The following is a 12,758-nucleotide window of genomic DNA, read 5'->3' as shown; positions in this document are numbered from 1 at the left end:
GATCACGGGCCACCACGCTCCCCCGCTGCCGCTCAGCACCCGGCAATCTGTGGTGTCGCGTCATAATGCTGGCAGCACAGGGGGGCACATGGATCCGTCGTTTTCCAAGCAGTTCGACGTGCAGGCAGTCCTAGAGGATGGGAAGCGTCCTGTCCAGTTCGGGACGAACGTGCTGGCAGGTCTCATCGGGGGGATTGACAAGTTCCGGCGTGATCTCGAACAGCAGCGGCGTTCGAGAAGCCTGGGGCCTGCGATGCTCGGGGCCTTTTTGTGGGTGGACGATGCCGAGCTGCTGCAGCGCATCGCCGAGTTCCCCGCCGCGTGCGTGGTCGTGAGCAAGCAGCCACGGGGCAAGTACCACGCAGAGCGGTTGCGGAAGGTCGCTGAAGCTGTGAAAGACGCGGCTGGCCTCCCAACCTGGGCTTTCTCCGAGCTAGAGGAGCTGTGCTTCCACCAGGACGGCAAGACACCAGTGCTGGGCCCTGGCTCGCCGCAGGAACGCGTCCGGCTCCCGGCGCTACGCACCCTGGGCTATCGCAAGGCCGGAAACCATCTCGTCCCGATACTCCACACCAAGATGCTGTTGCTAGGAGAGCTGTGGTGGCATGACGAGGACGCTCTGGGAGGCGTGGCAGATGTCACCGGCTTCACGCCGCACCGACTGTGGCTAGGCAGCGCCAACGGCACGGGGAGCTCCCGCCGCAGCTTGGAGTTCGGGCTGTGGCTGGATGATTCCGGCCTGCTGAAGGCCGCGCGACGGTTCCTGATCGAGGTGATGGCCCAGTCCGAAAACCTGGACCCTGACAGCAACGACCTGACACCTGACCTGGTGGTGCCGGATTATGACGATGAGGCCATGTGGGAGGCGATGGCCGCACTCGCCGACCACGACGCCGATGAACACGACTGTGGGGACGGCGCGTGAGCAGCGCAGGCGAAGTCGTGGCTGCCGGCTCTCCCCGGTTTACCCTGCACACCTTGGGCTGGCGGGCCTTCCAGGACCTGTGCGCGGCTGTCCTGCGGGAGGTATGGGGGCAGTCGGTGCAGGCATTCGCCGACTCCAACGACGGAGGCCGAGACGGCGCGTTCTACGGCACCTGGCAGCCGCCGACCGACCTCAGTGGCGTTAGAGACGTTCCGCCAGGGTCGTTCGTGCTGCAGTGCAAGCACACCAAGAAGGCCGACGCCACGCTCGCCCCGTCGGAGCTGGAGGACGAATTCGACAAGGTCAACGCCCTGGTGAAGCGCGGGGTGTGCGGAACGTACGTACTGCTGACAAACGCGCGGGTCACCGGCACCTCCGAGGAGGAGATCCGCCGTCGGCTGAGCGTATGCGGGGTCGCGCATCCGCTAGTCCTGGACGGTCAGTGGCTGAGCGACATGATCGCCACGCACCGCAGGCTGCGAATGTTCGTCCCCCGCGTCTACGGGCTCGGTGATCTCTCGCAGATCCTCGACGAGCGTGCCTACGCCCAGGCCTCGGTACTCATGGCGTCCGCGCCCGAGCAGGTGGCTACGTTCGTCGTCACCGGCGCCTACCGCAAGGCCGCCCGCGCGCTGCGTGACCACGGCTTTGTGCTGCTGTTGGGCGACCCGGCCGTCGGCAAGTCCGTCATCGCGCTGATGCTGGCCATCAGCGCGGCTGATAATTGGGACTGCTTGGCTATCAAGGCCCGGACCTCCGAGGAACTCGTACAACGCTGGAATCCGCACGAGAAGGACCAGTTCTTCTGGCTCGACGACGCCTTCGGCGCGGTCCGCCACGAGGAACACCTCACCCACGCCTGGGCACGCGACCTGCCGCACGTGATGAGCTCGGTCAAGAACGGCGCCCGAGTGGTGCTGACCTCGCGCAGCTACATCTACAACGAGGCCCGACCTCTGCTAAAGCCGTATTCGTACCCCCTACTACACGAGCAGCAGGTCACCGTAGACGTCGCCGACCTCACCCGCGAAGAGCGGCAACAGATCCTGTACAACCATCTCGCCGCTGGCGATCAGCCCCAAGACCTGCGCGCCCAGATGAAGCCTCACTTGGAAGCAGCATCTGACGCCATCCCGTTCCGCCCCGAGGCCGCACGCCGCCTTGGGCTTCAGGCGTTTACTGCCAATCTGGCCATGACCCAACAGGGCGTCACGACGTTCATGGCCCAGTCGCAGCAGTTGCTCAACGATCTCTACGACCAGTTGGACGCCCACGCCCACGCGGCGCTCGCACTCGCCTACGCAACGGCCCGAGACAAAGCGCTGCCGGGCCTGCCAAACCCCGTCCTTTTCGATGCCAGCGACCGCGACATCCTTGAGCGAGCCGGCTCCACGCCGGCTGGCGTCAGCAAAGCGTTGGCCGCGCTCGCCGGCACCTTCCTCCGTCTCAACACTTCCTCCAACGGGCAGGAGTACTGGACGTTCCACCACCCCACCCTCCGGGAAGGCTTCGCCGGCTGGCTGACCACTCAACCCCATCTACTGCCTATGGTCCTCATCGGCATGAGCGATCAGGCCCTGCTGTCGCGCACTGATTGCCTCTCCCCCAGCAGCACGCAACGCCAGGGCACACTGCTGCGCATCCCGCCATCCCTTTACGAAGAGGTAGCCCACCGCTTGGCCGCCCTGCGTCAACAGCGCCGCGGCCCTTTGGAGGATTGGCGTCAGTTCCACGAACGGAAATGGGCCGTACAGACATACCTGGCGCATGACAGTAGCGACGGCTTCCTGTGCGCTTACGTGGCTGCCGATCCACAGATCTACGAAGAACTTGACCAATTCGATTCACCCGCAAGCTATGACAAGCTGACGATCGTACTCTCACGACTTCATCAGGCTCATCTCCTGCCGGAGGAATTCCGGCAACGCGCAATTCACCGCATGAAAGAGCTAGCCGTCTCGAGCCCAGACGCCTCCTGGATTGAAGACCACGACTGGCACCTCCTCCTCACCGATACGGACCGCGAAGCGATGTTCGGGAATGTGCTCCGCAAACTCGTCCCCCATCTGCAAGACAGGGTGGAGGACTGGGCTGCAGAGTTCAGCGGTGACGGGGACGACGATCCGGTCGAGAACGCCCTGCGGTTGTATGAGCAGGCGTTCCATGAGAGACAGGACACCGAAACAGCCTTAAGGTTCGACTGGGCAATTGACAGTTACCAGCAAATCCGCCCAGCGTCGGAAGACACCGCCAACGACTGGGCTCCCAACACCTCCAGCCTTCATGAACGGATGTCACAGCTCCGTCAGCGTTCTGGAGGCCGACGCAGCCTCTTCGACGACATCGACCAATGATCAGCTGCCGACCATCACCTTGAACCAACTAGAGGCAGTGGACGACGCCAACTGGCCGGTGTGCGCCGCGCGCACGGGAGGGCCCGGAGTTGCCACTGCCGCGCGACGGATAGCATGTGTTTCTGCGTCGGAACTCCATCACTACCGTCCGGCGGCAGGACAAACGTCCTCACGCTTCTCCACCTATAGATAATCGGCACCAAGAACTGCGACTCCGTGACTGGGCCGACGTACGCGGCTCTATGCCCGACCTCGTCCAGGCCGTCGGCCGGGCGCTGCGGATGGAACCCGGCGAGGGCAAGGTCGCCTCGCTCGTGGTGCCGGTGCTGCTCGGGCCGGGTGAGACGGCGGACAACATGCTCACCTCCCGGGCCTTCGGCGGGCTGGTCAAGCCGCTGGCTGCGGGCGCACGACGCCAGGATCGTGGAGAACCTTGCGGAGCAACAGGCCCCGAGCCGCTACAAGCCCGTCAGCAAGGACGGCGGCGGGGAGAGCGCGTGGGGAGCGGGGAGATCTCCTGAGGCGTCAGCGCCCCTGCCAAGGCCCTTCTGAATTTCTCCACACCGCGCGGACCCGGCCGCCCTCACCGGCTCATCAACCTGCGGGTCCTCAACCCGGAACACGAGCACTGGCGGCGCGGCGTGAAGGCCGCCGTCATCTACGCCCGCGAGCACGGTGACCTCCGCGTCCCGTTCACGTTCCGCGTGCCCGCCGCCGTCGACGGCCAGCAGGCGGAAGGCGAAGGGTGGCCGGCCCCGCGGCGAAATGGACGAGGGGCGCGAGCAGATGGAGGAGATCGACGCGTCCTGGTGCCCGAGCTGGCCGGTCACGTGACAGCGGTGCTTCCACCTGTGTCCGAACCGTCCTCTCCGGCGCCTGTCGTCGGGCCGTCGGCGCCCACAGCGGGGCCCCGATGTTGAACGCTTAGCTCCGATTCTCGTCGCGGTGGCCCTCTTCGGCCCGGGGGCCCACTACGCGGGCCAGCTCCTCCATCGTCAGCTCCACTCGCCGACCTTCGGCGACCCGGCGCTCTACCGTCTCCTCGTACGGCCACTGGTCGGGCTGTGCGCCGACTCCCCACTGGCCGTCGGCGACCATCGCGATGTCGCCCACGGTCCAGGGCCGTCCGGCAGCGCGGATCTTGCGTTCCAGTCCGGCGCCGTCCCAGTGTCTGCTCGCCTCGGCCATCCCCAGCTCCCCCTTCACCGTCGTGCAGTCCGTCGCCGCAACCCAGGTACGACAACCGCGGTCGCCGATCCATTCCCGTCCCGCGACCGCTCGCTGGTGGCCTTCAGTTCGCCCACGGCAGACGGCATCCCCGGGGAAACGACTACGCACTTCAACATGCCGCATGCCAACGTACGGGTGTCAGGAAAACCGCAGGTCAACGAAGGGATTATCCAACCGTGAACGCCTCTGCCACCCTCCTGCCCGCCGTCGTCCGCCCCGCCGTGGAAGACCGCCACTGGCTCTCCTCCGACCACTGCGCCGCTCCAGTGCTCGACCTCTTGGACTGTCTCGGATGGGCGATCACCAAGACCCCGGAGGCCAACATTCACATGACCAGCCCAGAAGGCGGCGTCTACGTCGGCTGGCTTCCCGAAGACCCCTCCGCCTGGGCGCGCGAGATCGTCTGGCGCGTCCAGGTGCTGCCCGCCGACGGCGAGGTACGGGTCCAGGAGTTCGGTGTCCACACCCCTTCCGAAGCCGTCGCCGGATTCCTCGCCGCCCTCGTCGCCCACTCCTCGCGCTGACCGCCGGACCACGGGCGGGCCGACGACGGCCCGCCCCGTGCACCGCGCTCGTTTCGGCCCGTCCCGGCAGACCGGCCGCTCCGCCTCGACGCCCCCTGACGGTCCCCCCTCAGTCCGCCCCGTCCTCCCGTATCGCTCTCGGAGGTTTCCTTGCCCCAGTATCTGACCGTCGACCACCTGCTCCGCCAGCTCCAGGAACTCGACCCCAACTTGCCGGTCCGTCTCGCCGTCAACCCCGACTTCCCCTTCGCCCACTTCGTGGGAGCCGAGGTCGTCGTCCGCGACGGCAAGGCGTACATCGCCGACGACGGTCAAGAGGGCTACCTCCCGGTGGGGGCGCGCGACGCCCTCACCTGGGCTTGATCGCTTCCCTACCACCACGGAGGCTTCCATCTCGTCCCTCTCGCGCCCCGCGCCTCGTCTCGCGCTGCACGATGTCGCCGTACGCCCCATGTCGTATGGCGTGCACAGCGCGCTCCTCCAGCGCATCTCCACTCGCCTCGACGGCCCCCTGGCTCGCTGCCGAAACTCCCCAACTTCCCCTCGGGCGAATCCGGCTGCGCTGGGAGCCCGCCTCGCGCAGCGGCTGGGACGTCACGGCGTACCTGGGGCTGACCACGGCCGAGGTGCTCCTCGGTTCCTGGCCCGCCGCCCCGGACGACTGGCCGCGCCTGTTCCGTCCGACCCTGTACAAGGTGACCGGCCTGTGCGCCGCCCTCTCTTTCGCGGCCGACGCCCTCGACCTCTCCAACCGGCTTTCCGGAGTGTGACCGAGGACCGCCGAAGGCCGCCCCAGGCCGCTCAGGCAGGGGCGGCCTCGTCGTGCTTCCACCTGTTCGTTCCTTACGCTCGACCCGACGAAGGAGGACACCATGGCCAACAACCAGAGGCTCTGGGGATACCCGGAGGTCGCCGCCCACCTGGGTATCAGCGTCGGCGCGACCCGCAGCCGCAAGAGCCGGAGCAGCCTGCCCTCGCCCGACGACGACAGCGTTCCGGACCGTCCCCGCTGGAAACCGTCCACGTTCCATAACTGGAGGCCGGTCGGCCAGGGGTTTCGCAGCGACCTGCGCAGCGCCACCCGACCGGAGGACACACAGGCCAACTGACCGGTGCCCTAGTCGCCGTGGGGTGCGCGTACGACGCCCGCATCACAGGTCCTCTCCCTGCCGTTCCGTTCGGCCGACACCGCGACGCTCTGCCAGCAATGCCATCGAATCGGTCCGAAGCGGTGAAGCCATCACCAAGGAGGGCATCCAGCACGATCTCAAGCCCTTGCAGCGGACAGATCCAACATTTGACCTCTCTGGCAGTCCATTACCACAGCCGGAAGAAACCGTCACACCACGTCACAGCTTGCGGCTACGGTGAGCTGGTCGTTCCAAAGGAGGGTCAGTGCCAGAGCTACGGTGGCGTGTCGTGGCCGAGAGTCTCGAACGTAAGTGCAAGGCGCCGACAGCCGAACAAATAGACGTCGCCCGCGCTTTGTCTCTACCCGTAGGTCAGGCCACGCCCTCGCTGGTCGCTGCCGCTGAGCTGCGAGTCCTGCTTCGATCGCCTCTGGACCTGACACTCGCCGGGGACTTCGGCGACGACGAGTACGACGTCCTCCTCGATCTCGCGCGCCGCACCGATCTGGCAGTTCCCGACATGGACAAACTCGGGAGCCGAGAGGTGCTCAACGCCTGGTTGCGCGTCGCGCGTGACCGCGAGTCCGCCGCCGCCCTACGTCGGCTGGAGCCTGCGGTCGATGACGTTGTCACCGCTCGCGACCGGCGCAAGGGGCCGGATGTACACGGCGAGATTTCATCAGTCGGCTCCAATGGCCGACTGTACTTCCGGGGCGGCCACGGGCTCGGCACTGCCCCGCACCGGGTCACCCGCCTCACCCGCCCCAGTGAGGCTGACTATCTCGAGCAGCTCCGTCTGGCCCGCGAATACGCCGCTGCCATTCAGAGCAACCCGGCTCGGATCACCCGAGCCCAGGAAGCGCAGCTGGAACGCTGGCGGATCAACCTTCCGGCGACCCCAGCGGCGATCGAGGCGCTGCGCGACGCACTGGAGACAGCTGACGACGAAGCCGCAATGCAGCGGCTCTTGGAGAAGCACCCAGCACTGCTGGCCGGTACCGTGGTAGGCACCCACGACACCTGGATCCGGCCACAGGTCCAGCTCGGGAACCACTACATGGCCGACTTTATGATCGCCGGCCAGACCTCACTCGGAGTTCGGTGGACGCTGGTCGAACTAGAGAGCCCAGTCAGTCGCCTGACTAACCCCGGCAACAAGCGGGCGACAGCCACTCTGCGGCACGCGGTCGACCAGATCGAGGACTGGCGCAGGTGGCTGTCCACCAACCTGCACTACGCTCGCTCCGCACGCGACGCCGACGGACTGGGCCTGCCAGGCATCACGGCCGAAGTCCCAGGTTTGATCATCATGGCCCGCGAGACCTCTGACGACGCAGCCTCCGAAATCCGGGAACTGCAGGCCCGACGCTCCCACATCCAGGTGCGCACCTATGACTGGCTGATGCGCATCAACGAATCCCCCGACCCTCTGCGTCGAGACGCCCCCGACCAGCGCCTCCGGCTCGCGTGACACCAGCCGCCACATTCGCTTTAGGCTTCGTGGATGCGGGGGCGCCCCAGAAAGATGGAGCCGTACCTCGCCTCAACAGCGCGGACGGCAAGCAGATGCTGCCGTTGTATGCGCTGCAACAGCGCTTGCTACTCCAGGTAGATGCCGGCGAATACGCCGTCGAACCCGAGCGCGGTCAAGCCCGCCTCGACACTCGGGTAGGTCGTCCCGTGCGGGCCGCCGACCAGGGCATCGAAGTCGGCGCGGCCGATCTCGGGCTCGAGCCACTGGTTGCCGCACCGGCAGCGGACCCAGACGTTGCGCCCGTGGTTGATGAGCAGCCAGTCGCGTCGGGCACGGCAGGCGGAGCACATCACGGGGATGCCGCCGAGAGCGAGTTCGCGTGAGTGGCCGACGCAGCGGATTGCCCCGGGGCCGTCGGCCGACCGAGTCTCGGCCTGGAGCTGCAGCAGGGGGTCGTTACCAGTGGGGACGACGGGCAGGACGGGTGCTGGCTCCGTGGTGCGGGTGGTGGTTCTGAGCACGAGCGTCATCTCCCGGTTGTCGGTCCTATTTTCATCCGTAACAGCCGGTGGAACCGGCTGTCCATACATTTCGCGGCGTCCGCTCGGACGGTGGTGGTCTACGTCCGGTTCGACGTGGTCAGCGACTTGGCGAGCGGCGATTGGGGTCTTGAGCAGTCCCGAGCGGTACGGCCGCCGTCGCGTTTCGTTCACTGGTGCGGCTGCTCGGCGCGATGGCCTGGCGGGTGGCGGCCTGCGGACGACGGGCACCGTCACCCGGGTGTGCCGGGAGCTGGGCGATGCGCCGCAGGCGCCAGACCAGGACGTCGTTCACGTCGTCGGCGCTGTCGAGTTCGCGCATGTCGATGGCCTGGCGCAGGAGGGCTTCGGAGTCATGGCCTGCCCGCTCTGCCTGGGCGAGGGTGGCGACCAAGGCGTCGGTCCTCGCTTCCGTGCCTCCTGCCCGTACGACCTTCTCGGGCAGGACGGCGCGAAGGGTGGCCTCGTGCATGATGCGCTGGGCGTCAGGAAGGGCGCGGCCTTGGTCGTGCAGCATGCGCATCGGGGTGGCGGCGGCCTGGCGGTAGGCGGTGCGTAGATGCGCGGCGGCTTGTCGGGAGGCGTGGGCCTGCTGGGCGTGTCCGCGGGCGGAGTGCCAGCGGGCGGCGGCGAGGGTGACGAGGACGAGGGTGGAGACGAGCATGGCGGTGGTGCCGCCGTCCTCGCCTCGGCCGAGCGCCCCGCCGGCCTGGACAATGCCTCGGGCGGCCGAGCGGAGGGCCCGGGTGTCGGCGCGTTCGGCGCGGACATGACTGCGGGTTGCCCGTTCGAAGGCGCGAGCTGCGGCGGCCAGCTCGGTGCGGGTGGTGACCGGTGAGGTCTGGGCCACTGCGTCGAGGAGTTCTCCGACGCCGACGAGCTGGGGGGCGGCCTCGCCGTCGTCGTCGCGTTCCAGGAGCGTGGCCGAGCGCTCTGCGATGAGGGTGGCGTTGCGTCGTTGACGGGCGGGCGGTGACCAGTTCGTCCGGTCAGCGCCGACCGCGGGCGCGCTCGGTTCGGCGGCCCCGTCGGTGAGGCGTAGTCGGATCTTCGGAAGGGAGAGGTCGGGGGCCAGTTTGGAGCCGGGGTACCAGACCGGGTCTCCGTCGCGGTTGCGGTCGCCGGGCAGGGCCACGTTGTAGCCGAGCGCGTCACCGGACGGTGCGTGCCGCAGCTTCACCCGTACCCCCGCTTCTCGGAGCCGCGTGAAGAACTCCTCTTCCGAATCCGCTCCCGCCACGGCTCGACGAACGGCCTCGCGGAGCGTCTCGCGCGAGGTCTCCGGGCGGCCGGTGCGCTCGGCCTTGAACTTCTCGGCGCTGCTGGGATTCTTCGCTGCGGTTCCGTCGCCCGCGTTCAGGCGCCGCAGGCCCATCTCCTTCTCGATGCGGCGGCATTCGGCCTGGGCCTTGTTGAAGTCGTAGTTCAGGCGCGGATTGCGCAGGTCGCCGCGTACGAGGGTGGCGACGATGTGGATGTGGTCCTCCGCGTGGCGGACGGCGATCCACCGGCAGCCGTCGGGGTCTCCATCCTGGGCGATGCCGGTGGCGTGGACGATGCGCTGGGCGACGGCGTTCCACTCCCCGTCGTCGAGCCGTCGGTCTCCGGGGGCGGTGCGGACCGAGCAGTGCCAGACGTGCTTGGCGGGCGCGCGGTCGCCGGCCTGCTTGACCCGCAGGTCCAGGGCGGCGGTGAGCCGGGCGAGGGTGACCTTCGGATCGGGGTCGAGGCCGGTGTCGCGGCCGGGGTCGGGGGCGAAGCCGTCCCAGGAGCCGACGAGGTGTGCGTCGGTGTGCTCCTCGCGCCGTCCGGGGCCGTACAGGTAGACGAGGAGGCCGTGGGTGCGGGAGCCGCGTCCGATGTCGGGAACCATCACAGCCGCCGGGTCACCAGGTCGTTCGCCGCGTCATCGACGCGGGCGAGAAGTCCGGTCAGCGCGCCCAGCGCGTGTTCGAGTTCACCGGCGCGCGGCTGGCCACCGCTGTTGAGGACGAAGGCGATCTGGTTGATGTTGTTGCCGATGCGGGCCAGCGCGGTGCGCAGAGCGGCGAGTTCGTCGATGGCGGTGTCGAGCTGGTCGTTGCTGTGCACGGCGGCGCATCCGCGGGCGGCGCTCAGGCCGGAGACGGCGAGGAAGCGGGCGACGGTGACGCCGCGCTTGGTGGCGGCCTCGGCGATCTCGGTCTTCTCGGTGTCGGAGAGGCGGGTGGTCGTCTTGCGGGTGCGCTCGCTGGGGTTGCGGGTGCGGCGGCGCGGTTTGCGGTCGGGGTAGGCGGGCGTGCTCGGGCGCGGCTGCTCGCGGTGGTCGTCGCAGTCGGCTTCTCCCCCGGTGACCGGCGCCCCCTGGTGCCGGTTGCCCGGCTGGTCCCCGTGCGCCCTCGCTCGGGGACCAGCCGGGCTTCCCCCGCCCTCCTGGGCGGGGGCAAGTGCGTACGTCGGGCCGTAGGACCGTCGTACGCGATAGCTTGCTCCGCCAGGAGCCGTGGTGGGGTCACGCTGCTGTCCAGCGGAGGTGGCCACCGGGTCGTTGGTGTTCACCGGCTCGTCTCCGGGTTCTGCTGCTGGATTTCGCGGACGAGTTCCTCGATCCAGTCCATGGCCAGGACGGGGTGGTGCAGGGTCCAGGGCCGGTCATGCTGCTCGCGTTGCACGATCCAGGTGGTGTCGGGGCCGGACTGGGCGCGGTGGAGGTGTCCGTGCTGGTGCAGGACGGTCAGCCAGGAGTCGACTTCGGCGGGCGTGGCCGAGTGAGTGCGCATCGGGTGCTCTCCGCTTCTGCTGTGGCGGGGTGTGTCGGTGACATGCGGAGTGGGTGACCGGCCGGGTTGACCGGTTCGGTCACCCACCCCGTGGAGGTTCGGTCAGGGCCGGGAGGAAGTGACCGGCTGGCGGTGCTGCTCGCGCAGCTGAGCCATCAGCGCGGTCAGGGTGTCGCTGGACAGCGGGATCTGCTGACCTCGGATCGCCTGGGCGACCACCTTGCGGGTCAGTTTGTCCTCGGCCCTGACCGCCGACCGGGCGATCGCCAGCAGCTCCTCGGTGTCCGGGTCAGGACGCCGGTCACCAGTCGACCGAGCGGCCCGGTCAGTGACCGGCGGCGAGGTGACCGGCCGGGCACTGACCGCCGCCGGGCTGTCCTGGTCATCACCGACCGGGGCCGTACTGCTGGGGCGGTCAGTGACCCTCCGGCCCTTGTCCGCCTGTCCCGGCAGGTCAGGGGCACCGTGGCTGCGGTTGTGGTGGTCGGTGACCGACTGGCCGCTGGTCGCCGGGGTCGAGTCTCCGGTCACTGACCGGGCGGCGGTGTCCTCGTCGGCCGGGGACAGTGGCAGCCGGTCGGTCAGAGCGGTGACCGACTGACCGGACTTGACCTGACCGGCCGCTGACCGCTGCTGACCGGCTCGGTCGGTCCGGGTGACCTCGATAGCGTCGCTGCGGTCGGTCTCACCGAGGTGACCGGGCTGACCGAGGTTCTGCCGGCCAGAGTCCTCGACCGGGCCCCGGGCAATGAGGATGTAGAGGTGGACCGCTCCGGCCAGTGCGAGCGGGGCGATGGTGGAGAGCACCGCGACCACCGCGTCACCGAGTTGGAGGCCGGTGCCGGCGACCGTGTCCTGGTTGATGCGCACCGCGTGGAGTGCGTTGGCCCAGATGCTGGCGGCGGTGGCCGTGCCGAAGAGCGTCCAGACGTAGAGCCGGGCGCGCAGTGGTGCGTTGCGCAGGACCAGGAGGGCTCGGATGCCGTAGGCGATGAACCCGTCGATCACCAGGGGGAACAGGTAGGTAAGGAAGCCTCGGATGTGGATGGCCACGGCCATCTGCTGCAGGGCGTCGTACGACAGCGCGCACCCCGCGCCCCCGAGCGCCACGACAGCCGCGCGGTCCCACCCGGATATGTGCGCCGTCTTCGACGCGCTTGCGATGTTCATGCCGCCGTCCCGAAGTCGTCGCGGATCAGGCGCTCGCCGCTGGTCTCGGGGGGTGTGGTGTTCGTGGTGGGTTGGTTCAGGGTTCGGTTGCGCTCGGCCCGGCGGATCTCGCGGTACCGCTTCTTGGCGTGCTCCTCGGTGACCTTCAGAAGCCAGGCCAGGCGCTGCTCGCTCACCCCGTGGCGGTAGGCCGCGTACTCGACCGCGCGGCGCTCCGTATGGGTGAGGTGCACGTCGCGTCCGGCGATGGTGGCATTGACGCGGCTGTAGTCGAGGCGGCTGGCGAGCTTGTCGTGCAGCGGCCCGCGCTCCTCTTCCGTCAGGCCGCCACGGATTCCGTCGGTGTCACCCCCTTCGAGAGCGGCGTCCAGGCAGGTGCGCCGGACCGGGCACTGGCCGCACAGGGCCTTGGCCGTGGCGATCTTGGCGGTCTCGTCGGGTTCGGGGAAGAAGACTTCGGGGTCCACCGAGTTGTACTCGGTGCTCTGGCAGACGGCGTCGGCCTGCCAGGTCTGGTCGCCGAGCTGACGGTGCTGGGCGGGGCCGTTCATCGTGCTGGTCATGCGGGGTGCTCCGATCGCTCTCCGCGCGCAGGGGCGTCGGCGGAGATGTGCGCTGGCGGTAGGTGCCCGGGGGACGGCGGTGCGAGGGCG

The 12,758-nt window shown here is 68.5% G+C and carries 15 protein-coding genes; 8 read left to right on the top strand and 7 right to left on the bottom strand.

Translation table 11 applies throughout. The annotated features are described in order from the left end of the window. Positions 1 to 88: 88 nt before the first annotated feature. The 3 genes from ACFQLX_RS08385 to ACFQLX_RS08375 all read left to right on the top strand — a co-directional run bounded on the left by ACFQLX_RS08385 (position 89) and on the right by ACFQLX_RS08375 (position 3,800). The gene (locus ACFQLX_RS08385; protein WP_386413479.1) at positions 89 to 925 is read left to right on the top strand and encodes a hypothetical protein; all 837 of its coding nucleotides are present in this window, start codon (positions 89 to 91) and stop codon (positions 923 to 925) included. Continuing rightward, the gene (locus tag ACFQLX_RS08380) at positions 922 to 3,279 is read left to right on the top strand and encodes an nSTAND3 domain-containing NTPase (protein ID WP_386413477.1); all 2,358 of its coding nucleotides are present in this window, start codon (positions 922 to 924) and stop codon (positions 3,277 to 3,279) included. The genes ACFQLX_RS08385 and ACFQLX_RS08380 overlap by 4 nt, the downstream gene beginning before the upstream one ends. Positions 3,280 to 3,521: 242 nt before the next feature. Beyond that, a complete protein-coding gene (locus tag ACFQLX_RS08375) occupies positions 3,522 to 3,800 on the top strand; it encodes a hypothetical protein (RefSeq protein ID WP_386413476.1) in 279 nt (92 codons plus the stop codon). Between the two features lie 403 nt (positions 3,801 to 4,203). Here the strand turns inward: ACFQLX_RS08375 and ACFQLX_RS08370 are convergent, their stop codons facing one another. Then, a complete protein-coding gene (locus ACFQLX_RS08370) occupies positions 4,204 to 4,467 on the bottom strand; it encodes a hypothetical protein (RefSeq protein ID WP_386413474.1) in 264 nt (87 codons plus the stop codon). 218 nt (positions 4,468 to 4,685) lie between these two features. Here ACFQLX_RS08370 and ACFQLX_RS08365 point away from each other — a divergent pair, with 218 nt between their 5' ends. The 5 genes from ACFQLX_RS08365 to ACFQLX_RS08345 all read left to right on the top strand — a co-directional run bounded on the left by ACFQLX_RS08365 (position 4,686) and on the right by ACFQLX_RS08345 (position 7,634). Next, entirely contained in the window at positions 4,686 to 5,033 is a 348-nt protein-coding gene (locus ACFQLX_RS08365) for an SPDY domain-containing protein (RefSeq protein WP_386413472.1), read from the top strand. Positions 5,034 to 5,183: 150 nt separating this feature from the next. Continuing rightward, entirely contained in the window at positions 5,184 to 5,396 is a 213-nt protein-coding gene (locus ACFQLX_RS08360) for a hypothetical protein (protein WP_386413470.1), read from the top strand. A 95-nt stretch (positions 5,397 to 5,491) separates the two neighbouring features. Next, positions 5,492 to 5,803, top strand: a complete 312-nt coding sequence (locus ACFQLX_RS08355) for an esterase (protein WP_386413469.1) — start codon at positions 5,492 to 5,494, stop codon at positions 5,801 to 5,803. A 102-nt stretch (positions 5,804 to 5,905) separates the two neighbouring features. Beyond that, entirely contained in the window at positions 5,906 to 6,142 is a 237-nt protein-coding gene (locus ACFQLX_RS08350) for a MarR family transcriptional regulator (RefSeq protein ID WP_386413467.1), read from the top strand. Positions 6,143 to 6,452: 310 nt separating this feature from the next. Next, complete coding sequence (locus ACFQLX_RS08345) at positions 6,453 to 7,634, top strand: Shedu anti-phage system protein SduA domain-containing protein (RefSeq protein ID WP_386413465.1); 1,182 nt, start codon at positions 6,453 to 6,455, stop codon at positions 7,632 to 7,634. A 128-nt stretch (positions 7,635 to 7,762) separates the two neighbouring features. Here ACFQLX_RS08345 and ACFQLX_RS08340 read toward each other — a convergent pair whose 3' ends face one another. The 6 genes from ACFQLX_RS08340 to ACFQLX_RS08315 form a co-directional block, all read right to left on the bottom strand. Then, positions 7,763 to 8,167 (bottom strand): hypothetical protein, encoded by a 405-nt coding sequence (locus ACFQLX_RS08340; RefSeq protein WP_386413463.1) that lies wholly within the window; start codon positions 8,165 to 8,167, stop codon positions 7,763 to 7,765. A 109-nt stretch (positions 8,168 to 8,276) separates the two neighbouring features. After that, the gene (locus tag ACFQLX_RS08335) at positions 8,277 to 10,049 is read right to left on the bottom strand and encodes a relaxase/mobilization nuclease domain-containing protein (RefSeq protein WP_386413462.1); all 1,773 of its coding nucleotides are present in this window, start codon (positions 10,047 to 10,049) and stop codon (positions 8,277 to 8,279) included. Beyond that, positions 10,049 to 10,714 (bottom strand): MobC family plasmid mobilization relaxosome protein, encoded by a 666-nt coding sequence (locus tag ACFQLX_RS08330; RefSeq protein WP_386413461.1) that lies wholly within the window; start codon positions 10,712 to 10,714, stop codon positions 10,049 to 10,051. Before ACFQLX_RS08330 ends, ACFQLX_RS08335 begins: the two co-directional genes overlap by 1 nt. Then, entirely contained in the window at positions 10,711 to 10,935 is a 225-nt protein-coding gene (locus tag ACFQLX_RS08325) for a hypothetical protein (protein ID WP_386413460.1), read from the bottom strand. The genes ACFQLX_RS08330 and ACFQLX_RS08325 overlap by 4 nt, the downstream gene beginning before the upstream one ends. Positions 10,936 to 11,037: 102 nt before the next feature. Further along, positions 11,038 to 12,105 carry a DUF2637 domain-containing protein gene (locus ACFQLX_RS08320; RefSeq protein ID WP_386413458.1) on the bottom strand — a complete coding sequence of 356 codons (1,068 nt, stop codon included), beginning with the start codon at positions 12,103 to 12,105 and terminating at the stop codon, positions 11,038 to 11,040. Then, on the bottom strand, positions 12,102 to 12,668 hold the full coding sequence (locus tag ACFQLX_RS08315) for a WhiB family transcriptional regulator (protein WP_386413457.1): 567 nt from the start codon (positions 12,666 to 12,668) through the stop codon (positions 12,102 to 12,104). Before ACFQLX_RS08315 ends, ACFQLX_RS08320 begins: the two co-directional genes overlap by 4 nt. Between the last annotated feature and the right edge of the window lie 90 nt (positions 12,669 to 12,758).

The organism is Streptomyces polyrhachis (assembly GCF_042663125.1).
GTDB lineage: Bacteria > Actinomycetota > Actinomycetes > Streptomycetales > Streptomycetaceae > Streptomyces > Streptomyces polyrhachii.
Note: the sequence above shows the minus strand (reverse complement) of the source record. Positions and strands in the feature narration are given on the sequence as shown.